Origin of the sequence: Streptococcus sp. C150 (assembly GCF_000187445.1) — a bacterium.
In the GTDB taxonomy this organism is placed as follows: domain Bacteria; phylum Bacillota; class Bacilli; order Lactobacillales; family Streptococcaceae; genus Streptococcus; species Streptococcus raffinosi.
The window spans coordinates 1,233,173-1,252,306 of record NZ_GL698449.1; the positions used below are offsets into that span (position 1 = coordinate 1,233,173).

The 19,134-nt window shown below is 37.9% G+C and carries 19 protein-coding genes; 6 read left to right on the forward strand and 13 right to left on the reverse strand.

Annotated features, from left to right (window positions below):
• Window positions 1-142: 142 nt before the first annotated feature.
• From pta to HMPREF0848_RS05450, 4 genes are read right to left on the reverse strand one after another with little or no spacing between them, the layout of a single operon-like run.
• Complete coding sequence (pta, locus tag HMPREF0848_RS05435; RefSeq protein ID WP_008535166.1) at window positions 143-1,126, reverse strand: phosphate acetyltransferase; 984 nt, start codon at window positions 1,124-1,126, stop codon at window positions 143-145.
• A 13-nt stretch (window positions 1,127-1,139) separates the two neighbouring features.
• The gene (locus tag HMPREF0848_RS05440) at window positions 1,140-2,036 is read right to left on the reverse strand and encodes an RluA family pseudouridine synthase (protein ID WP_008535168.1); all 897 of its coding nucleotides are present in this window, start codon (window positions 2,034-2,036) and stop codon (window positions 1,140-1,142) included.
• Window positions 2,033-2,869, reverse strand: a complete 837-nt coding sequence (locus tag HMPREF0848_RS05445) for an NAD kinase (RefSeq protein WP_037608993.1) — start codon at window positions 2,867-2,869, stop codon at window positions 2,033-2,035. Before HMPREF0848_RS05445 ends, HMPREF0848_RS05440 begins: the two co-directional genes overlap by 4 nt.
• On the reverse strand, window positions 2,841-3,515 hold the full coding sequence (locus tag HMPREF0848_RS05450; RefSeq protein WP_037608995.1) for a GTP pyrophosphokinase: 675 nt from the start codon (window positions 3,513-3,515) through the stop codon (window positions 2,841-2,843). The genes HMPREF0848_RS05445 and HMPREF0848_RS05450 overlap by 29 nt, the downstream gene beginning before the upstream one ends.
• Before the next feature lie 95 nt (window positions 3,516-3,610).
• Here HMPREF0848_RS05450 and HMPREF0848_RS05455 point away from each other — a divergent pair, with 95 nt between their 5' ends.
• The 6 genes from HMPREF0848_RS05455 to HMPREF0848_RS05480 all read left to right on the forward strand — a co-directional run bounded on the left by HMPREF0848_RS05455 (window position 3,611) and on the right by HMPREF0848_RS05480 (window position 8,428).
• Entirely contained in the window at window positions 3,611-4,186 is a 576-nt protein-coding gene (locus HMPREF0848_RS05455; protein ID WP_008535174.1) for a CYTH domain-containing protein, read from the forward strand.
• Between the two features lie 314 nt (window positions 4,187-4,500).
• Complete coding sequence (locus HMPREF0848_RS05460; RefSeq protein WP_008535175.1) at window positions 4,501-5,472, forward strand: ribose-phosphate diphosphokinase; 972 nt, start codon at window positions 4,501-4,503, stop codon at window positions 5,470-5,472.
• 3 nt (window positions 5,473-5,475) lie between these two features.
• Window positions 5,476-6,588, forward strand: coding sequence for a cysteine desulfurase family protein (locus HMPREF0848_RS05465; protein WP_008535176.1), 1,113 nt, complete (start codon window positions 5,476-5,478; stop codon window positions 6,586-6,588).
• 1 nt (window position 6,589) lies between these two features.
• The gene (locus HMPREF0848_RS05470; RefSeq protein ID WP_002889416.1) at window positions 6,590-6,937 is read left to right on the forward strand and encodes a DUF1831 domain-containing protein; all 348 of its coding nucleotides are present in this window, start codon (window positions 6,590-6,592) and stop codon (window positions 6,935-6,937) included.
• A 143-nt stretch (window positions 6,938-7,080) separates the two neighbouring features.
• Window positions 7,081-7,740 (forward strand): redox-sensing transcriptional repressor Rex, encoded by a 660-nt coding sequence (locus HMPREF0848_RS05475; protein ID WP_002889417.1) that lies wholly within the window; start codon window positions 7,081-7,083, stop codon window positions 7,738-7,740.
• Window positions 7,733-8,428, forward strand: a complete 696-nt coding sequence (locus HMPREF0848_RS05480; protein WP_008535177.1) for a gamma-glutamyl-gamma-aminobutyrate hydrolase family protein — start codon at window positions 7,733-7,735, stop codon at window positions 8,426-8,428. The genes HMPREF0848_RS05475 and HMPREF0848_RS05480 overlap by 8 nt, the downstream gene beginning before the upstream one ends.
• Before the next feature lie 59 nt (window positions 8,429-8,487).
• On the opposite strand, the gene radC is transcribed toward HMPREF0848_RS05480, so the two are convergent.
• The 9 genes from radC to cps2T form a co-directional block, all read right to left on the reverse strand.
• On the reverse strand, window positions 8,488-9,174 hold the full coding sequence (radC, locus tag HMPREF0848_RS05485) for a RadC family protein (protein WP_008535178.1): 687 nt from the start codon (window positions 9,172-9,174) through the stop codon (window positions 8,488-8,490).
• 45 nt (window positions 9,175-9,219) lie between these two features.
• Window positions 9,220-10,767, reverse strand: coding sequence for a hypothetical protein (locus HMPREF0848_RS05490; RefSeq protein WP_037608997.1), 1,548 nt, complete (start codon window positions 10,765-10,767; stop codon window positions 9,220-9,222).
• An 82-nt stretch (window positions 10,768-10,849) separates the two neighbouring features.
• The gene (locus tag HMPREF0848_RS05495; protein ID WP_008535180.1) at window positions 10,850-11,995 is read right to left on the reverse strand and encodes a hypothetical protein; all 1,146 of its coding nucleotides are present in this window, start codon (window positions 11,993-11,995) and stop codon (window positions 10,850-10,852) included.
• A 184-nt stretch (window positions 11,996-12,179) separates the two neighbouring features.
• Entirely contained in the window at window positions 12,180-13,964 is a 1,785-nt protein-coding gene (locus HMPREF0848_RS05500) for a rhamnan synthesis F family protein (RefSeq protein ID WP_008535181.1), read from the reverse strand.
• On the reverse strand, window positions 13,961-14,995 hold the full coding sequence (locus tag HMPREF0848_RS05505; RefSeq protein WP_008535182.1) for a glycosyltransferase family 2 protein: 1,035 nt from the start codon (window positions 14,993-14,995) through the stop codon (window positions 13,961-13,963). The genes HMPREF0848_RS05500 and HMPREF0848_RS05505 overlap by 4 nt, the downstream gene beginning before the upstream one ends.
• A gap of 18 nt (window positions 14,996-15,013) precedes the next feature.
• Window positions 15,014-16,219, reverse strand: a complete 1,206-nt coding sequence (locus HMPREF0848_RS05510; protein WP_008535183.1) for an ABC transporter ATP-binding protein — start codon at window positions 16,217-16,219, stop codon at window positions 15,014-15,016.
• The gene (locus HMPREF0848_RS05515; protein ID WP_008535187.1) at window positions 16,219-17,028 is read right to left on the reverse strand and encodes an ABC transporter permease; all 810 of its coding nucleotides are present in this window, start codon (window positions 17,026-17,028) and stop codon (window positions 16,219-16,221) included. Before HMPREF0848_RS05515 ends, HMPREF0848_RS05510 begins: the two co-directional genes overlap by 1 nt.
• Window positions 17,012-17,968, reverse strand: coding sequence for a glycosyltransferase family 2 protein (locus tag HMPREF0848_RS05520; protein WP_008535188.1), 957 nt, complete (start codon window positions 17,966-17,968; stop codon window positions 17,012-17,014). Before HMPREF0848_RS05520 ends, HMPREF0848_RS05515 begins: the two co-directional genes overlap by 17 nt.
• Window positions 17,965-19,113, reverse strand: a complete 1,149-nt coding sequence (gene cps2T / locus HMPREF0848_RS05525) for a beta 1-4 rhamnosyltransferase Cps2T (RefSeq protein WP_021152374.1) — start codon at window positions 19,111-19,113, stop codon at window positions 17,965-17,967. Before cps2T ends, HMPREF0848_RS05520 begins: the two co-directional genes overlap by 4 nt.
• Window positions 19,114-19,134 lie beyond the last annotated feature (21 nt).

The following is a 19,134-nucleotide window of genomic DNA, read 5'->3' on the forward strand; positions in this document are numbered from 1 at the left end:
TCGATAACATTTGTAAACACGAAAACCACTGCGATTCCTTATCAATAAAGGGTTTCCTTTAGTTTAAGTTGATTTATTTTTAATCACAAAAGTTGCATAAAAAGGCCCAGCCACTCGGCCAGACCTCCTTTTATCATTACTTTTAATTATTAAGTGCTTGAGCAGCTGTGATAATCGCTAGATTGTAAATGTCTTCGGCACTAGCACCACGAGAAAGGTCGTTAACTGGTTTATTGAGACCTTGCAAGATTGGCCCAATAGCTTCGAACATTCCCAAACGTTGGGCAATCTTATAGCCAATATTACCAGCCTGCAAACCTGGGAAGACAAAGACATTAGCTTGTCCTGCTACGTCACTGTCTGGTGCCTTAATAGCCGCTGTTGCTGGAACAAAGGCTGCATCAAACTGCAACTCACCATCAATAGCCAAGTCAGGACGCATCTCCTTAGCAAGAGCTGTTGCTTCAACAACCTTATCAACTTTTGGTGATTTGGCAGAACCTTTTGTTGAGAAGCTAAGCATGGCCACTTTAGGATCAAGTCCGAAAATGGCAGCTGTATCAGCAGTATTCACAGCAATTTCTGCCAGTTCTTGAGCGTTTGGATCAATGTTAATAGCACAGTCAGCAAAAACCAAACGTTGGTTAGTGTTTTCACGGTTCATAAGGAAAACACCTGAAGTACGTGAAATGCCTGGTTTTGTCTTGATAACTTGAAGGGCAGGACGTACTGTATCTGCTGTTGAGTGAATAGCACCTGAAACCATACCATCAGCAAGACCAAGTTTCACTAACATAACACCAAAATAGTTAACATCACGAAGCAACTTGTCTGCATCTTCAATTGTCGCTTTTCCTTTACGAATTTCGACAAATTTTTCCTTCATTTCCTCAAAGCCTTCATAGGTTTCAGGATTAATAATCGTATAGTTAAAATCTGCAAAGCCAAGATCATTCAAGATTTTGTGAACCTCAGCTGGGTCTCCCAAGATAATAGGATCCACCAATCCTTCAAATTTCAAACGGGCAGCTGCACGAACCACACGGTCGTCATTACCCTCAGGAAAAACAATCTTAATGTTCTTTCCTAAAATACGTTCACGAAGTTCACCAAATAGACTACGCATAAATACTCCTCAATCAATCTTTTTTAGTTTGTAAGTCCATGATAACGGTTTCAAAGTCATCTGTCAAGGAAGACGCAAAGACCATCTCTTTCTTGGTAAAGGGATTGACAAAAGCAAGACGGTGACAATGCAAGGCCTGACGTTCAATTCCATAATCTAGAGAGCCCCCATAAAGGTCATCTCCCAAAAGAGGAAGACCCAAATGAGCAAAGTGCACACGAATCTGGTGCGTCCGTCCAGTATGAAGATTAATATCAACCAACTTAACTCGCCCATAATCCCCTACTAAACGATAACTGGTATGAGCATATTTTCCTGATTTATGGACCCGACGTGTGATGATGGAATCCACATCACGCGCAATGGGGGCAATGATTTCTCCCTGCTCCTCAAGTTTAGTATCACCTTCAACCAAGGCATAGTAATGCTTTTTAATGGACTTCTGCTGCAACTGCTTATCCATACGTGCATGGGCATAACCATGCTTGGCAAAAAGCATGAGGCCAGACGTGTCCTTGTCCAGACGTGTCACAATATGCACACGCTGGTTGGGATAATTATTGCTAACAAAGTGATATTTGACAAAATTAGCCATGGTGTTGTCATGGTTGACACTTGGGATACTGGCATAACCATATGGCTTGTTCACCACCAAGAAATTGTCATCTTCATAGACAATATCCAAGTCAAACGGGATGGGAGTTAAGGTATCATGTGGTGCCTCATCAGGAATCTCTATAGCGACCACATCTCCCTCATGGACAGGGTAGGTCGCAAACTGTTCCTCACCATTGACCCAGATATGACCACCCTCAAACTTAATCTTGGCCAAAAGTCCTTTGGAAACATCATGCTCCTTCAAAAAGGTCTTTACTCGGCAGGAACGTCCCACAGTAAATTCATATCTCATTCTTCCATGTCTCCGATAAAGGAATCACGTACACGCTCCCAGAAACTGGTATGACTGGCACTAGCTACAAAGGAAATCTTACGCTGATCAATTGAGAACTCTATCTTTTGCACATTACGATTAGTGTAGGTTTTATTATCAACCGAAAGCGTGTAGCTCCCCATACGGGTAGGATAAATGGTAATTTTCTCATTCTTAGGAACAATAAGTGGACTGCCCAAGGTACGGTAAACACGGTTATTAAGACTGGCAATCTCAGTCAATTGCAGGGCCTCAATAGTGGGATGAAGAACTGCACCACCCAAGGATTTATTGTAGGCAGTCGAACCTGTCGGCGTTGCTACAGACAGACCATCCCCACGGAAGCTCTCAAATAAGATGTCATTGAGGCAGACATCAGCTGCCATAGTTTTTTCATTACGTTTAATAGCTGCTTCATTGAGCGCAATTGATGTAAAGGAACGGCCATCAGCCAAGGTTAGCTTGACATTTAAGAGCGGGTAAGAAATCTTGTCGCCACGATCCTTACGCAAGGTCTCAATCAACTGCTCAACCTCACCATCTAAATAATCTGTATAAAATCCCAAATGCCCCGTATGAATGCCAACAAAACGGACACGAGCAAGCTCTTTTTCATACATATGAAAGGCTGATAGCAGCATGCCATCACCGCCGATAGAGATGACCACATCAGGATTTTTCTTGGTTAAATAAAAATCAGGATCGTCTCGAAAGGCATTAAAAAGTTTTGAGGCAACACGCCTACTCTGGGGCTTGCCATTAGCAATAATAGCCACCTTCATCTCATCCGAAAAGGTCTTCATCTGTGTCATCACTATTTCCTACACTATCTTTCAAAGTTCTGTTGATTGGATCAAAGAGCAACTGAGCATCTCGAATATCATCACGTATCTTACGCATCTCTTCATCAAGCTGATAAGCCATGCGTGCCGTATTTTCCAAGCGGAGTTTAATCTCCTCTGGAAAATTTCCCTGATATTTATAATTAAGGGAATGTTCAATAGTGGCCCAAAAGTTCATGGCCAAAGTCCGAATTTGAATCTCGGCAAGGATTTCCTTACGACCATCAATGGTATCAACAGGATAAGACACGATAACATGATAAGAACGATAACCCGAATGTTTACGGTTCCTAATATAATCACGCTCTGAGACTATGGTCATATCACTACGATGACGAAGCAAAGCCAAAACCTCATCCACATCATCGACAAATTGGACCATAATACGCAGTCCAGCAATATCTTGCATTTCCTTGGCCAAATTCTCAACAGACAGGCCACGTAGGGCAATTTTTTCCTCAATGGAAGCCACTGACTTCACACGGCCCGTCACAAATTCAATGGGCGAATGACGATTTTTCTTACGAAATTGTTTACGAATGCCTCGGAGCTTAATCTTGAGCTCACCTACGGCCTGAATATAGGGGTCTAAAAATTCTTCCCAATCCATGGTCAAGATAGGACTCCTCCTTGTCAAAAGCTTTAGTTTTTTATAAAATAAAAACAATCTGTTATATTATACCATATTTAAAGGACGAGGGAGGGACACACATGAACCATTTAGAGATAGAGTACAAAACTCTACTCACCAAAGATGAGTATAATCGTTTGGCTATGCTTTTCTCCCATGTAACACCTGTTACACAAACAAACTATTACATTGACACCATTCAGGGTGATATGAAGAGCAAAAAGTTGTCTTTACGCATCCGAACGCTCCCGACTCATGGAGAACTGACTCTGAAAATTCCTGAGAAGGTTGGAAACATGGAGTACAACGTCACCATGGATTGTGCAGAGGCTAAGGCTATGACCAAGTCACTAGACTTTCCCGATTGCCAAATCAAGTCCATTCTTCTGGAGCGTGGGGTTAAGTTAGAGGACTTGACCGTTCTCGGGCATTTAACCACAACTCGTCGTGAATACCAGACCAACATTGGGCTTATGGCCCTTGATGTCAATGTTTACGCTGACAAGAAAGACTATGAACTGGAGTTGGAAGTTTTGGATGCCGAAAAAGGCAAAGATGACTTCGATGCCTTTCTTAAAGAAAATAACATTAACTTTAAATATGCCAAAAGTAAGGTAGCACGCTTTGTAGCTACTCTCAAGCGCGATAAAGACTAATTAACAATAGCTGATAAAAAATCTGCTCATTAGTTACGATGCCAGTCTATAAAAAAATTCATTTCATTTCTGAGACAAGGTTTGTGCCTTGTCTTTTTTGATAACCAAAGGAGTAACCAGAAATACCATTACTGTTTGGTCTAAAAACGCATACAAGAGACAATTTTTCTCTAAAGGTTCGTCATTTTCGTTCATATCATAGTTTGATGGCTGAAATTTCTGCTGCTTTTTGCTAAAATAGAACTATCTGTAGTTTAATTTATAATAGCCCTAACTGGGCTTAGCACTTATTTATTAAAGGAGTCACCATTATCATGGTACATCAAAAAGCAAACCCACAATTGAAATTGTTCTCTCTCAGCTCAAATCCCGAAATTGCTGAAAAAATTGCTGAGACTACCGGATTGCCACTTGGTAAAGTTTCTTCACGTCAATTCTCTGATGGAGAAATCATGATTAACATTGAAGAGTCTGTTCGTGGGGACGATATCTATATCATCCAATCTACTAATAAACCTGTCAACGATTACCTCTGGGAATTACTAATCATGATTGATGCCTGCAAACGTGCCAGCGCTAACTCTGTCAACGTGGTTATGCCTTATTTTGGTTACGCACGTCAAGACCGTATCGCTGCTTCGCGTGAGCCCATCACTGCTAAATTGATTGCCAACATGCTTGTTAAAGCTGGTGTTAACCGCATTTTGACTCTTGATCTTCACGCTGTCCAAGTTCAAGGTTTCTTTGACATTCCAGTGGATAATCTTTTCACGATGCCTTTATTTGCTGAATACTACAACGAAAAAGGATTCACAGGTAGTGATATTGTCGTTGTTAGTCCTAAAAACTCTGGTGTTAAACGTGCACGTGGTTTGGCAGAATACCTTGATGCCCCAATCGCTATCATCGACTACGCCCAAGATGACGCTGAACGTGAGGAAGGCTATATCATCGGTGAAGTTGAAGGCAAAACAGCCATCATTGTTGATGATATTCTTAATACGGGTAAAACTTTTGCCGAAGCTGCCAAAATCCTTGAACGTGCTGGTGTGAAAGACATTTATGCCGTAGCTAGCCACGGTCTCTTCGGAGGTGGAGCTGCTGAAATCCTCAACGTTGCACCAATCAAAGAAATCTTGGTGACAGACTCCGTTGCAACTAAAGAAAAAGTTCCAACAAACGTTAAATACATTTCAGCAAGTAAGCTCATTGCCAACGCTATTACTCGTATCTTTGAACGCCAACCACTTAGCCCACTCTTTGCTTATAAATCTAATGAGGACTAAGTTATGGTTTATTTGGACAATGCAGCGACAACACCATTGAATGCCGCTGCTATCTCAGCTATGACCCATGTCATGACTGAAACCTTTGGAAATCCATCGAGTCTTCATGCTTATGGGCGCCAAGCTTCCAGAGAACTCCGTGAAGCACGTGAGGAAATGGCCAAACAGTTCGACGTTCCTGCCCGCAAGCTTATCTTCACTTCTGGTGGGACCGAGGGAAATAATACAGCTATCAAAGGTTACGCCCTCGCCAATCAAGCTAAGGGGAAACATTTGATTACGACGGCCATTGAACACCACTCGGTCCTTCACACCATGGCCTATCTGGAAGAACGCTTTGGTTTTGAAGTAACCTATATTCAACCGAAAAATCAGGTTATCACAGCCCAACAAATCGCTGACGCTCTACGTGACGATACCATTCTCGTTTCTGTCATGTATGCCAATAACGAAACTGGCCAACTGCTTCCTATCAAGGAAATTGGGAACTTACTCGCTGACCACCAGGCTGCCTTCCATGTGGATGCCGTTCAGGTTGCAGGGAAACTTCCTATTCACCCTGAGGAACTCGGTGCCGATTTCGTCTCTATCAGCGCCCACAAATTCCATGGACCTAAAGGTGTCGGCATGCTCTATCATAATGACTTGCACTTTGACAACTTTCTCCATGGTGGTGAACAAGAGGAAAAACGTCGTGCCAGTACTGAAAATCTAGTCGGAATTGTAGGGATGACCGCAGCTTACAAGCAAGCCAGCGACCACTACCAAGACAATTACCAACATGTGGAAACAATTCGTCAGACTTTCCTAGACGCTCTTACCGTTCCTTACGAGATTAATAGCGCTGGTCCTAGCCTACCTCACGTTATCAACATCAGTTTTCCTGGTAAGGAAAATGGTCCTCTCTTAACTCTGTTAGATTTGGCTGGTTTCGCTGTCTCAACGGGCTCTGCTTGTACTGCCGGAACTGTTGACCCCAGCCATGTCATTCAAGCCCTCTATGGCAAGGATTCTGACAAGCTTAAGACTGCTATCCGTATTAGCTTATCAGAGGATAACACTGCTGAAGAACTTCTAGCTCTGGCCGAAAAACTTAATCAAATCATAGGAGACTAACATGGCATTTGAAAAAAGCATTCATTTAGCTGACTGCAAATACCGTTATAGCATCAGCCCTAATGTCAAAAAATTCACCCTACGTGACACGACTTTTGTGCAAAATAAAATCGGAAACTACGAGTTACACCGCCTGCTCGAAAAAGTACCTAACTCAGGCGAAGGTTTCCCACTCAAAATCACTATTAACAAAGACTTGACCGGCTTCAAATTGTCCATCACAGACAAATCTGGTCTTCGTAACGTTAATATCTTTAAAAAAGAAGACCACCACATCTTACAAGAAAAATTTTATTTCTTGATGCAGAGTTTGGTTGATCGTCAAGTATTTGAGCAAGAAGAAGTCTAAGACATTTTTCTAGCTACATAGAAAGCGCCTATCCTTGTGATAGGTTTTTTATATCGCTTCATTTACACTCTTTTGTTGCAATCTTCACAATCTTTTCTTAAAATATAAGATATTCAAACTAATTCAAGAAAGGAAAGCGATCAATGACTTTTGAGAAAAACATCCCAAACGCCACCGCCAAACGTCTCTCTCTCTACTATCGTATTTTCAAACGATTCCATCGTGAAAATATTGAAAAAGCAAGCTCCAAGCAAATTGCTGAAGCTATCGGGATTGACCCTGCTACTGTTCGTCGGGACTTCTCTTATTTTGGTGAGTTAGGTCGTCGTGGCTTTGGTTATGACGTGAACAAGCTGATGACATTTTTCGCTGAACTCCTTAACGACAATTCAACCACCAAGGTACTCCTTGTTGGGGTTGGAAATATTGGACGTGCCCTCCTCCACTATCGTTTTCAAGAGCGTAACCGCATGCAGCTGGTCATGGCTTTTGACACGGACGACAACGAATTGGTAGGCACTCAAACTGAGGACAATATCCCCATCTATGGAATTTCTCAAATCAAAGATAAGATTGCCCAAGAAGACATCAAAACAGCCATCCTGACAGTGCCATCTATCAAGGCACAGGAAGTGGCTGATCTTTTGGTTGAAGCTGGTATTGAAGGTATCCTCTGCTTCTCTCCAGTCAACCTCAATCTTCCTCGCCATGTGGTTGTCCAGTACGTGGACCTCACTAGTGAACTACAAACCCTACTCTATTTCATGAAAGAAGAAGAAAAATCAAGGAGAAGTAATGACTAAACCTATTATCGGAATCACAGCCAATGTAAGGCCAAACCCAGCCCATGAAGATATTAACTGGTCCTATGCCCCAACTGGCTTTGTCGAAGGGGTTCAAAGGGCCGGAGGTCTAGCAATCCTCCTACCTGTTTCTGATCCTTCGGAAGCCAAGAGCTACATCTCCATGATTGATAAACTCATCCTCATTGGTGGACAAAACGTTGACCCTAAATTCTACAACGAGGAAAATCATGCCAGTGAAAATGACTTCTTCCTTGAGCGAGACCTCTTTGAGATGGCACTGATTGAAGAAGCTACCAAACAAAAGAAACCAATCTTTTCAATCTGTCGTGGTACCCAACTCATGAACGTTGCCCTAGGTGGCAGCCTCCACCAAGACATCGAGCATCATTGGCAAGACAAACCTTCGGATTATCTTTATCACGAGATGGTGATTGAAGAGCACAGCAAGTTGGCGGACATTTACGGTTGTGAAACCTCTATTAACTCTTTCCACCATCAAAGCATCAAACACTTGGCCTCTGACCTTCGTGTCATTGCGCGTGACCCTGAAGATAACACTGTTGAAGCCGTTGAGTCAAACACGCCAAACCTTCGCTTCTTAGGCGTACAGTGGCATCCTGAGCTTCTCCTAGACAAACGTGAAGAAGACCTCAAACTCTTCGAATATGTTGTTAACGAACTATAAAAGGAACTGAGTACAGTCTCAGTTCCTTTTCTTGTATTTCTATATTAGCGGGACTCTTACTAGAGCTCAAAATCCTCTCTTTCCTCTCGGAAAGAATAATAGGTGGATTTGCCTACAATCAAATGATCAAGGAGACAAATCCCCAAGTCATTGCAAGACCGCTTGATCTTTTGCGTAAAATCAATGTCATTATGACTAGGGTAGGCCTCACCAGACGGGTGATTGTGAACCACTATTAAAGATGTCGCCATCAGATGACAAGCATAATGCAAAATCTCACGAGGCTCTGCAATCGAACGACGCACCCCACCAATAAACACCGTCTTTTGCTGAATGATACGATTCTGCGTATCCAGGTAAATGGCCACCAAATGCTCCTGAGGCTTGTCCCCAATATCCAACATCATACGACGGGCCACCTGCTGACTAGACATAATCTGCTCAGAACGAGCCAACTCAGCCTTCTCAATCCGCTTAGACAGCTCCACCATAGCCTTCAACTCGATAGACTTCACACGCCCAATACCAGGAATGGCCTGAAGTTCATTTAAAGACAAACGAGATAAATCTGCCAAACTCGTCATCCCTTTCAAAATACGACTAGCCATAGATAAGACCGACTCCGACCTAGTTCCCGTCCGCAGCACTATGGCCAACAGCTCCTGATCTGACAAAACCTCCGCCCCCTTCTGCAAGAGACGCTCACGAGGCAAAAGTCCCGACTCCTCAGCTACAATACTATACATAAGAAAAAACCTCCTACTTACTTATTCGTAAGTGGGAGGGGGAAATTATGTATTTTTAAGGTAACTTGAAATTTTATTTGGAAGAACATTATACAAAGAATGTAATCCATATGCTGTTAAAGGTAAAAGCAAATAAACATATGGATAAACGTACTGACTTTTCGTTTCCCAAATCAAATGGAAGAGAACTCCACCAGTTAGATATATTGTAAAAACTAGAATGAATAAGTTCGATGCTTTCATATTGCGTATAGAAATTATCATCGAAACCATTGCCCCACCATAGATAATTATCAAAATAACTGAGGCATAGTAATAAAGAACCTTATATGCTACACCTCCATGGTAAATACTCGACATCAATTTGCCATTAACTGACTGACCCTCAACAGGCATACTACTATTAGGTCCTGACCAAATTGATTGGAAAAGACTATCTGTCCATGTTGAAATGTACTTATTTTTAAAGAAATTGAAGGTATATCTAGGATTTTCCGAAAATGTATCTAATCTTTTAGCAATCAGTTTTTTACTATCATTAGTTATACCATCTCCGTTACCATTATATTTTGTATAAACATTTTCCACATAAGCATCATACCAGCCTGGCAATCTATTATAGGTTGGATTATCATCTAGCCCCATAGCAATCCAAGCAATTTTGGGTTCTCCATCAATTTGTTTAACTTTTGATGCTTGTTCATATGAATTCACCAAAATACCATTAAGCAATGAAACAATTATGAAAGGTAAAATACTTAGTAAGATGTTTTTCCAGCTTTTTGTTCTCAAGAAATCCAAAATTAATACGATAAAAATGGTAATAGCCATAATAATATAATTACTTCTTATAACCACAGCAAGAATCAAAGGAATAAGTGCCCCAGCAAAATTGCCCCACTTTTTATCATTAATGAATTTTATTAAGAAGAATAGACTTAATAAGACTAGAAATAGACCATAGTTTATTCCATAAACAAAAAGTATAAAGAAGATGTGGGGAAGAAATAAGAAAGCCATTACCATTGATAATTTACTTACTTGAGAGTTTTTAAAAACTAAATCTGTTATCCTATAAAGTAAAAAGTTATCACAGATTGATAATATTAAATTGATTATAAATAAACCTTCAACATTTTCAGAACCTAATAACATCAAAAGTAATCTTTCCAAACTAACTAAGCCAATTTGGTGCGTATACTTAAAAAGGTAACCTACCAATGGTTGAAGTGAACTATAATCAGATTTATTTAAAGATTTAGCAGCAACTAGAACTTGAAGCGCATCGTGTCGTAACATGTCGTTTTGATGCATTATAAGATATATTCCTAGAACTAAATAAAAAATAGTCCCTAATAAAAAAATTACTTTTGACGGTAACCTTATTATAAACCGTAACAAAATGAAAAATATTATTACTGTTAGTATAAATAACCCAATAAAAACAAAACTATTTCTATGTATATAGGCAAATTCAGATCCATCCATAAGAAGGATTGTTCGATAAAGTATTGAAGATAAAGTCAATAAAGATAGTAACAATACGCTCCATAAATACAATAATAGTTTCGAAGAATTATAAATTTTATTCAAAATTTTCTCCTATCTGTCGTGTAAACAAAAAATGAGTAGAAGATACTTTATTTCAACTACTCAAATGTGATAAAATACTTTCCTATTTTACTGGAATCTCGCAATCCTTAATCATACTCAAATTATCGATTTCCTCCTTGATTAGAAGAATACTTAATATTAAGAGCGAGAAGACAAGTGGTGTAAAGGTTCTTAACTGAGATGCATAGAGAGTTGGAGATAGCGAAACAGTCATACGAGAAATATAACCTATTGCCAAAATTACAACCGCATCCACACCCTTTTCATAATCACTAAACGATTTAAAAGTAATATAAGCCAATAATAAAAGTATAAAAGTATAAAATATCAAAGGAAAAAGATTTTCAAACCAATTAAAATAAACCATATTATTTCGACTATTTTGAATATCAATCAACCTACTAAGAGCAGAGAGTATACTAGAGATACCCAGTTTATTGGTAAGTAAAATATATAACAAGCTACCTGATATAAATGTCACTCTCCAGAGTTTCTTAGTAAGCGAAATAAATACAAACAATAATAAGATTAAGAAAATAACACTCAACTCTGTTGATAAAAACAAAACACGATTTGTTTCTAAAAAACCCTTTGCTACTTTTGTAAAAATAGATAGCTTATCAAATCCCGGATACCATGTTTTTGTCTCCAAGATAACTCGAATTTTGGAACCTGGAGAAATAATCGCTGATATCAATCCTAAAATAGAACAAATTACTAACGGAATGATATTTAAAGATAATTTTTCCTTTTTGATAACAAGATTTCTAAATGATATATATATAGCAAGTAAAAATGCAAATACAGTAAACTGCTCTTGCATACATGCAAAAATTAAGAACGGTACCGAAGATATAACAAACCATTTGTTAGAGAATTTGAGAAGATAGCAACCAACAACAAAAGATATCATTGGAAAAAGATAGTTCGTCATCGTTGCAATCAGACCGGCACTAGTGAAAAATACACTTGGAAAGCTTACCAAAAAAAGTATTGGAGTTATATATTTTATTCTATAATCTTTTGCTTTATTAAATAGCAATTCATTTAATGAATAGAAAAATATTATCATTCCAGCAAATAAGCAAAATTTGAAAATTAAATAATGTGCTGATAAAAACATGGTAATTGATTCTATAAGAAGCCTACTTGACCAGGTTTTATATCTAAAAAATGCGAATTCAAAAAAAGAAAACTTATTTGCCATTTTAGCAAATTCAAATTGATCTCCTGGATCACCTATATAAACAACTGACTCTAAAGTAAATAATAAACTAATAAAAACATAGTATAGACAAAGACTGTATTTTTTTTCATTATATCTCCTTTATATGAAATACTTTGTTAGATGTGAACATCAAGATTATTAAATATCTTGATAACTGTCAAAATCATTTCAAAGTATTCTTACTACTCTTTGATTTAAACCTACGTTTTATTCTTCTCAAAATATACTTCACAGCAGTTCCTGGTCCTACAATAATATATTTGATAGCACCTTTAATACCACCAATATTATCAAAATTAATATAAGTATTTGGTAACGTATCAGGTCGAATATTCAATACAACATTATCTACAAAAGGCGTAATATAGATATCATTTTTTGCAATAGCATAATCATAACGTCTTGCCCATGCAAGATACACTAGAATACGCTCAATTGAATGCAAAATAGTATGTTGAGGAATTGGCTCTGCTGGGATTTCTTCATCTTGTAAATCTAGGTCAAACAATGGTTTCAAAGTATCGTACTTGAACCAAATGAATGTCCCGTAACTCATGATAAAAGTATTCATTTTATCAAAGTCAATATCTCGACCAAGATCCATCCGCTCCCATAAATCATTCATACCTTCAGCAAAACGATTCTCATTCCAAGGATCTACAATTTTAGTATAACGGAAGAAAGTTGGAATATCAGCAATTACTAAACCTAATCTATCATCATGCTCCAGATTTGCAATGATATTATCAGCAGGCTGAATCAACATTGAGAAAAGTTCATTTCGCCATGAATCTCCAACCCAATAAGGATATTCTGGTGATTTTTTTGTATGGAAATGCCCAATATAATCGTAAGCGGAAAGCTCATCCTTCAGCTTGAGCATTGGAATAACATCACGACCACGGTTACCAGTAATAAAGATTCGTGCTTCTTTGCCATGCTTATCAAGAATGGACTGAATCTCTTTCTTCTTTTCTTCCGAATCCGTCGTCAGGAAGAGATCATAAGTAAAATGAAAATTCTCAAATTGTCGTAAAAAATCATCAAGCAAATCTACATAATAGGTATGGAGATGCACAGCAATCTTTTTAGTGTCTGAATAATCCTGTGGACTGTCCTGAATAACTTTACGGTCAAGTAAGTAAGGTGGAGTCGGTAAACTCATATCCGACATGTGAGATAAGATAAATTCTACTGGATAGTCCGTTCTATTCTCAATCTCCTTGAGCAGATAAGGGGCAAGGTGTTGAGTTAAATCAAATGTTTTAACCTTAATAAACGGAACCCCTGCATCAAGTAAAACATGAGGATAATGAATTGTGAAATTACTATGGAAGAACTTATCTTTTAGCGGAATCGTATTAAGAATCGATTCATAGTTAAATCCAGCATCCATAAACTTCTTGGTATAAAGAGTTTCATAATTATCGATGACCTTTTGAACATCTTCGAAACTCTCAACTGATTTCCAGAACCTTTGGAAAACACTAGATTCAACTAAACGTTTTTTAAATGAAATAAAGTAAGATTGCAAATGTTCATGAATATAAATATCACCAGCCTTGATTCCTTGATGATTAGTCATACCCCAAAAATCTACATTGGGGTTTGATTCATATTTATCATAGATTGGTGCCATTTCCCATAGAGGACCAAAACAGGTATCATTCATAACGGTGACAGAATCATACTGTTTCAAGTTATCGAATCCAATAAATTCCATACCATCATGCCAAGCAGCAAAATCGTAACCTTTATTCTCACGTTGGATAAAATCATCAATCAAGTGTTTATCACGAAGTTTCTGTACTTCACTTTCACTAAGACGACTATTTGAAATAAAAACTAATTTATCAAATAATGGTCTCATATGTTCAAGTTGATAAAATACATGTCGACTAATATGATCATATTTATTGAAATGAACATAAAGCAATAAACGTTTCATTTACTTCTCCTAAAGAAATTAATAATTTTAGTTGGTATTGTCCATCTTCTCGAAGTAACAACACTGTTATATTGAATCTGCAATTCGTCATATAGACTCCGTATACGACTCAACTCAGTTTGAAAATCTTGATTTTCTTTTTTCAAGACTTCAATATACTCATTTTGATTATGAGAAATATGTGATACTTGATTCAGTCTGGAATCTAAATCTTCTATCTGACGATCTTTTTTAAAGATTAAGATATCCAAATCACGATCCTTAACAAGTGCTAGGTGCGATATCCTTTGAATATCCTGATCTGGATACTTATTAAGATATTTAATTTGAGAATTTAAAATACCTGTAAACCGTTTTTCAGCAGTGTCCAGTGTCATAGGCTTTGAATCTGACCCTAAATTCATACGGTATACTGTAGTAGAATCACTTAAAAAAGAAATCTTAGTGCGTTTGAATAATTCAAGTTGTAACTCAAATGTATCGTCTGCGGCTGTATCGCTAATTTGATCAGATACATCTTGCATAAGAGCGGTATCAACCAGCCAGGTTGAAGCCATTGTCATTCCTTTCATGACAAGCATCTCTTCGTAAGAATCAATCAAAGGAAGTGCCTTATTAGCAAAGGCATCTTTTTGGATAATATTTCCGTCTAGGTCTACCATATCAAATTCGGTATTTGACCACAGTGAATCTGTTGAAGAATCTAGCAAATCAACTTGCTTTTGAAGTTTTAATGGATCTGTCCAAAAATCATCACTATCACATCTCGCGATGTACTGACCCTTAGCTTCTTGACAAACTTTTTTCCAAGTTCTAGTAATGCCAAGATTCACTTCATTACGAAAAGTTCTAACTTTTTCAGGAAATTTATTTTGATAATCTTGAATAATCTCATACGAATGATCTGTTGAAGCATCATCAATGATAATAATCTCGAAATCAAAAGTCGTTCTCTGATTGAGAAAGCTATCCATAGCCTCTCGTACCCAATCCCCTTTATTATAATTGGTACAAATAATCGATACTTTCATTCAAACTTTCCTTTTTACTTAAGAAAAACTCCACTTCCCATTTCTTTGAATAATACCAGTTGCAGAATCTTTAGCTGACTCATCATCTTCATCGATATCATTCCTATTTAGAACAATAACTGGAATCTCATCAGCTGGAAGAAAGGCTAGAACTTGGTTATTCGCATCCCTCACAGTAATTTCGAGTTTTAACTTAATATCATTTAGTCCTGCTAGTGAACACTGATAGTTTACTTTAATGTCACCCTTACCACTTGTTAAATCATCCATCGTATTATCGTTATAAATCCAAATATTACGATCAATATCTGTAAATGAGATAGCAATATAAGTAGGCACATCTTCAAGCAAAGTATACGTCAAATCAAATGAAATTGGTTCATTTGGTGTAGCTCTTTTAGAAGACAATAGTGACAGCTTCAAATTTTCAACAACTGAACCACTTCTTTCAATTCCCGGTTGATCTGAAGTAACCACTTGTTCAGTATTATCAAAGCTATATTGATTAGCAACATCACGAGGCTCACCTTTTGCTTTGATATAACCATTTTCAATCAAGATAGCCTTGTTACAGTACTTCTTAACGGCACCCATATCATGGGTTACAAGAATAGTTGTCTTTCCTGATTTTTTACGTTCCATAAAGTAGTCGTTACACTTACGTTGGAAAGCTTCATCACCTACTGCCAGAACTTCATCAAGGATAAGAACATCCCCCTGTGCCTTAATAGCCACAGAGAATGCCAAGCGGACCTGCATACCAGATGAGTAGTTCTTGAGTTTTTGGTTCATGAAATCTTCAAGCTCAGCAAACTCAACAATCTCATCATACATGGCGTCTACTTCTGCTGTCGTAAAGCCAAGCATGGCTCCATTCATATAAACGTTCTCACGCCCTGTTAGTTCAGGATTAAATCCGACACCAAGTTCAATAAATGAAACCATTTTACCATTCACAGTAACAGTCCCTTGCTCAGGAACATAAATCTGAGAAATAATCTTCAATAATGTCGATTTCCCTGAACCATTTCTTCCCACGATTCCAAAGAAATCTCCTTCCTCAACTTCAAAGTCAATGTCCTTCAAAACATGTTGTTCTTTATAGCCTTTGATTCCTTTAAATCTATTTACCAAGGCAGTTCTAAGACTTTGAGTGGACTCAACCGGTAATTTGAAAAACTTACTTACATGGTCCACTTTAACTGCAATTTTCTTTTCTGTCATTAGAGAATCTCCGCGAATTTTTTAGCTTGATGATGGAAAATGTAGTAACCAATAGCAAAGATGACAAATGGTAGGAAATATGGAATAACAGCAATAGCCTTATGACCAATTAAATCCCAACCTCGTAAGCTACCGGAGAAGACAATAAAGTGTCGCAAGTCCTGAATAATTTGTGCTAAAGGATTCAACATCATCAGTTTTGCAATCTTAACCTGTCCACGTTGCAAAATAAATGTCAACGAATAGATAATAGGTGTCGCATACATACCAGCTTGCATAACTACCTCCCAAATCGGACCGATATCACGGTACTTAACAAAGAGAGTTGCTAAGACAAAGGCAATACCTGCTGAGAAAAGAAAGAGTTCAGCAAACAATGGAATAACTGTCAGCCAGCCAAATGAAAAATTGACACCATTGACTAAGGCAAAAACAAAGACAACAAGTAGGTTAATAATATAGTTAATTGAGGCCCCAACAACAGATGAAATGACGATAATCTCTTTTGAAAAATTCAATTTTCGTAACAAGTCACCCCTTGATACAATTGACATCATCCCCATACTAGTCGCTTCCGAAAAGAAACTCCATGTAACCATACCAATTAAGAGGCCAATAGCGTAATGCGGTGTTCCGTCGTCAAAACGCAAGAAGCGAACAAACACTAGGTACATGATTGTAAAGAGCATAAGTGGTTTCAAAATAGACCACAAATGACCGATTAAACTACCTTGATAGCGCAATTTAAAATCGGTTTTTACCATTTCTCGTAACAAAATACGATTTTTCTGACTAAAAAAGTCTAACATCTTTTTCTCCTCTATATGCAAACTTTGTAAGAATCAATGTCGTAAATACAGTTGTATGAAATGCTCTATTTTTTCGATAACCATATTTTCGGATACGTCCAAAGCGCTCTCTAAATGGAGCATCCATAATTGTCACAAAGTTTTCAATGATTTCCTTATTCGTTGAACTTAACGGGAGTTCTAGTAAATTTCTAGCCTGATCTTGACTAGCTTTAATAAGACTCCAATATTTGGCAAATAGGATATGGGGTCTAACCCAATTCTTCATCCTTTTTCGCAAAGTTCGAGCTCCAAGGACATTACTGCTATGCTGACGATAAAGTTCAGTTGGCTCATCAATATAGACTAGATTCCCAAATGCAGAAGCTAGCAAACCCAGATACCAGTCATGCATCAGCAAATCATATTTTTCCTCACCAGTCCATAAGTCCGCTAAAGCATGGTTAATCATAACAACACCGCCAGTAACTGTGTTTTCAGTCAACTCTTGAATCAACTCAGTATTAGCATGGTCGGACTGAGTACGAATCATACTCTCATGGAGGACTGATAGATTTTCGTCTACTACCTTTAAATCAGTATAAATCAGTAAAGGCTTATCTTGAGAATACTTTTTTGCTTCTGCCACTTGAAGTGAGATTTTGTCAGGAAGCCAAAAATCATCCTGATCACTAAAACAATAAAGGTCTGCATCCCCATACTTGAGTAGAGTGTGAAAACTTTTGATAACACCAACATTTTCGACTTGATTCTCATTGATAAAGTGAATACGTGGGTCTTTAGCAACCAATTGTTTAATAACTTCTACTGTTCCATCAGACGAACCATCATCACGAATGAGAAGTTGCCATTCCTGATAGGTTTGCTCTTGGATACTCTTTACTTGTTCCTCTAAAAACTGTTCACCATTGTAGGTAGACAGTAAGATATTTACTTTCATGATAAAAATAACTCCTCGTATTCACCTACAATTTTTTTCCAAGTAAAGTTCTGTTTCATATTTTCTTTAGCTAACTTACCTAGTTCAGAATAATCTTCAACTTCATCTACTTGCTCAATCAAATGCGACAGGTTCCCTTCTTCTTTTTTCCAGTAACGAGCTGTATCTTGAGCTACTGACTGGTTAAACGGGACACCTAAAACTAAATTCAAATCAGTTTGTGCTAGAGCTTCCAATAAGCCAGGATTGGTTCCTCCAACCTCATGACCATGGATATAAGCAAAGGCTTCTTTACGAATATATTTTAATAGGTCTTGATCATAAACAGTTCCAACAAACTTAACACGTGAATCCTTATCAAACTGAGTTTTGGAACGTAATTCCTCAAAGTAAGCATTACCCTCATGATTACAAATAATAATTAGATCACGTTTCGTTGAGGAACTCATAAACTCACGAATAGCCGTTTCATAGTTGTTTTCTGGAACAAAACGACCAAGAATCAAATAATAATTTTTCTCGTTAGTGCTCCACGTCTTGTAAATATCTCTAACTTTAGCATCCTGATTTGTAAGTGTGGTCGGTGACAGGTCCGTTCCATAGGCAATATAAGTTGTCTTAGACCACGGATAGGCATCCTGAATATAGGTTTCAATTCCTGGATTATCCGAGATAACCAAGTCAGCATATCTTGTCATCACTTTCTCAGAATACTTTAGATAAGCTTGTACTGGCTTGGACCACTTAGCTCTTTTCCACTCTAAACCATCTGGATTAATATAGAATTTACCACCAATTTTATGAATCTTGTTGGCAAAGGGAGCTACAAAAGCACCTATAGTATTTCCTAGAACATAAAAAATCGGTTCTTTTATATTTTCATCACGGATTATCTTTAAAGCGTAGTTAATAGCCATCATATCGTAGGCAATCACACGAGCTGGACCTAATTTGGGTGCCTTGATTGTGAAACAATCTACACCCTTATACTCGAAATGCTCATAGGCCTTTTCATCAGAAAGGCAGGCAACATGGTATTTAACTTGGGATGAAACTTGGTTGGAGACCAGTTGCTCTACAAATGTCTCAAAACCACCGTATTTTGCAGGAAGTCCACGACTTCCGATAATGAATACGTGTTGCATAAATCCCCTTTCTAACAAGTC

Coding starts and splice junctions, on each gene's coding strand:
- pta (WP_008535166.1), bottom strand. CDS start 1,126: ATGCGTAGTCTATTTGGTGAACTTCGTGAACGTATTTTAGGAAAGAAC.
- HMPREF0848_RS05440 (WP_008535168.1), bottom strand. CDS start 2,036: ATGAGATATGAATTTACTGTGGGACGTTCCTGCCGAGTAAAGACCTTT.
- HMPREF0848_RS05445 (WP_037608993.1), bottom strand. CDS start 2,869: ATGACACAGATGAAGACCTTTTCGGATGAGATGAAGGTGGCTATTATT.
- HMPREF0848_RS05455 (WP_008535174.1), top strand. CDS start 3,611: ATGAACCATTTAGAGATAGAGTACAAAACTCTACTCACCAAAGATGAG.
- HMPREF0848_RS05460 (WP_008535175.1), top strand. CDS start 4,501: ATGGTACATCAAAAAGCAAACCCACAATTGAAATTGTTCTCTCTCAGC.
- HMPREF0848_RS05465 (WP_008535176.1), top strand. CDS start 5,476: ATGGTTTATTTGGACAATGCAGCGACAACACCATTGAATGCCGCTGCT.
- HMPREF0848_RS05470 (WP_002889416.1), top strand. CDS start 6,590: ATGGCATTTGAAAAAAGCATTCATTTAGCTGACTGCAAATACCGTTAT.
- HMPREF0848_RS05475 (WP_002889417.1), top strand. CDS start 7,081: ATGACTTTTGAGAAAAACATCCCAAACGCCACCGCCAAACGTCTCTCT.
- HMPREF0848_RS05480 (WP_008535177.1), top strand. CDS start 7,733: ATGACTAAACCTATTATCGGAATCACAGCCAATGTAAGGCCAAACCCA.
- radC (WP_008535178.1), bottom strand. CDS start 9,174: ATGTATAGTATTGTAGCTGAGGAGTCGGGACTTTTGCCTCGTGAGCGT.
- HMPREF0848_RS05495 (WP_008535180.1), bottom strand. CDS start 11,995: ATGGCAAATAAGTTTTCTTTTTTTGAATTCGCATTTTTTAGATATAAA.
- HMPREF0848_RS05500 (WP_008535181.1), bottom strand. CDS start 13,964: ATGAAACGTTTATTGCTTTATGTTCATTTCAATAAATATGATCATATT.
- HMPREF0848_RS05505 (WP_008535182.1), bottom strand. CDS start 14,995: ATGAAAGTATCGATTATTTGTACCAATTATAATAAAGGGGATTGGGTA.
- HMPREF0848_RS05510 (WP_008535183.1), bottom strand. CDS start 16,219: ATGACAGAAAAGAAAATTGCAGTTAAAGTGGACCATGTAAGTAAGTTT.
- HMPREF0848_RS05515 (WP_008535187.1), bottom strand. CDS start 17,028: ATGTTAGACTTTTTTAGTCAGAAAAATCGTATTTTGTTACGAGAAATG.
- HMPREF0848_RS05520 (WP_008535188.1), bottom strand. CDS start 17,968: ATGAAAGTAAATATCTTACTGTCTACCTACAATGGTGAACAGTTTTTA.
- cps2T (WP_021152374.1), bottom strand. CDS start 19,113: ATGCAACACGTATTCATTATCGGAAGTCGTGGACTTCCTGCAAAATAC.